2 protein-coding genes are annotated in these 1,850 nt (G+C 76.4%); both read right to left on the bottom strand.

The annotated features are described in order from the left end of the window. Positions 1-65: 65 nt before the first annotated feature. Positions 66-890 (bottom strand): glycerophosphodiester phosphodiesterase family protein, encoded by an 825-nt coding sequence (locus ACFRCR_RS18625; protein ID WP_377679673.1) that lies wholly within the window; start codon positions 888-890, stop codon positions 66-68. Next, positions 887-1,850, bottom strand: a 964-nt coding sequence (locus ACFRCR_RS18620; protein WP_377679671.1) for an alpha/beta fold hydrolase, incomplete at its 5' end; no start/stop codon positions are given. The genes ACFRCR_RS18625 and ACFRCR_RS18620, both read right to left, overlap by 4 nt.

The following is a 1,850-nucleotide window of genomic DNA, read 5'->3' as shown; positions in this document are numbered from 1 at the left end:
TCCTCGGGGAGGCGGGCCGTCCGTCGTCTCGGGCCGTCCGTCGTCCCGGGCGGGGCGGGGGGCCGTCAGCCCCAGCAACCCCGCGCGGCCAGCACGTCGCGCAGCAGGTCCGCCCGGTCCGTCACGATGCCATCGACACCCAGGTCCAGGAGCCGCGCCATCTCGACAGAGTCGTTGTTGGTCCACACGTGCACCAGGCGTCCCGCTGCGTGCGCGGCGGCCACCGTCCGTGCGTCCACGACCCGCACCCGCCCCTGCGCGACGGGGACCTGCAGGCAGTCCGCGCCCCGCAGCGCCCACGAGGCCACGGCGCCGGACGGTCCCCGGGGAGCCCCCGCCCGGGCGGCGAGGAGGAACGTCACGACCTCGCTCGTCCCGGTCGAGGTCGCCACGGGCCGGGTCAGGAGAGCGACCGTCCGGCGTCGCCGCGCGGGGGAGAAGGACGTCACGCACACGCGCTCGTGCGCGCGGGTGCGCTCGACGGCCGCCGCGACGGGCCCGACGGCGGAGTCCGCCTTGACGTCGACGTTCACGCGCAGGTCCGGCCAGGTCCCCAGGACGTCCTCCAGGAGCGGCACGGGCTCGACCCCGCCGATCCGCGCCCGCCGCACGCTCTCCCAGGGCAGGTCCGCGACCAGGCCCCAGCCGTCGGTCGTGCGGTCCAGGCTCGCGTCGTGCAACGCGACCGCGACGCCGTCGGACGTCGCGTGCGCGTCGGTCTCGACGTACCGGAAGCCCAGGTCCCGGGCCGCGGCGAACGCCGCGAGCGAGTTCTCGAGCCCGTCCCGGGAGAAGCCGCGGTGCGCGAGCGCGACGAACCCCGTGGGGGAGTCGAGGTAGGGATGGTGCCAGGCGCCCGGACGTCCGCCGCGGGCCCCGGGACCGCTCACCGGACGGCTCCTGCGGCGTGCCCGTCGCCCTGCCGGCGGTCCCGCCCGACCCGGTCGCCGAGCCAGCCCAGCACCGCGTCCAGGTACGCGAGCCGCGGACCGTCCGCCGACAGCGTGAGGTCGTGCACCCCGCCCTCGATCGCCCGGACCGTCACGTCGGCACCGATCCGCGGCGCGAGCCGCTCGATCTGGGCGACGTCCAGGACCGTGTCCTGCGCATCGAGCAGCGGGTTGTCCAGGTCGTCGGGCCCCGAGGCTGCGGAGCGGGCGACCAGCACCGGGCACGCGACGTCGAGCCCACGGGCGATGCGCGCCTGCCCCTGCCGCACCGCCCGCAACCACCCCGCGCGCACGGGCAGACCCTCGGGACGCTTGAGCGTCGGGTCGAACTCCCACCGGCCCCCGTTCGCGGCCAGCAGGTGCGCCGCGTACGCCGACGGCGCGGCGCTCAGCACCGCGAGCGGAGACCACGGCCCGACGGCGTCGAGCACCCGGGTGGCGATCGTCCGGTTCAACCAGCTCGAGTTGAGGTCGAGGAACGGCGAGTCCAGCACGAGCGCCTCGATCAGCCCCTGGCGACGGTGGGCGTGCGCCCACAACGACGCCACGAGGCCGCTCGTCGAGTGTGCGTGCACCACGACCGGCAGACCCGGGTGCAGCCCCCGGACGGCCGCGACCGCGACCGACAGGTCCGTCGCCGGCTCCCGCAGGTCCTCCACGAAGTGCGGCACCTGCCCCGGGCGCCACGACCGACCCGCGCCGCGCAGGTCCACCGCGAAGAACCCGTAGCCCGCATCCTCCACCGCCCTCGCCAGGTGCTCCTGGAAGAAGTAGTCGTTGTACCCGTGCACGTGCAGGAAGACCCCGCGCAGGTCGCCGTCCGAGACGACCGCCTCGCCCGTGCCCGCGCCCGGCGTGCGCCGCACGAGCGTCGCGACGGGCGCAGGCACGGCCTCAGGG

This window comes from Oerskovia sp. NPDC056781 (genome assembly GCF_042789955.1).
Taxonomy (GTDB): domain Bacteria; phylum Actinomycetota; class Actinomycetes; order Actinomycetales; family Cellulomonadaceae; genus Oerskovia; species Oerskovia rustica.
Note: the sequence above shows the minus strand (reverse complement) of the source record. Positions and strands in the feature narration are given on the sequence as shown.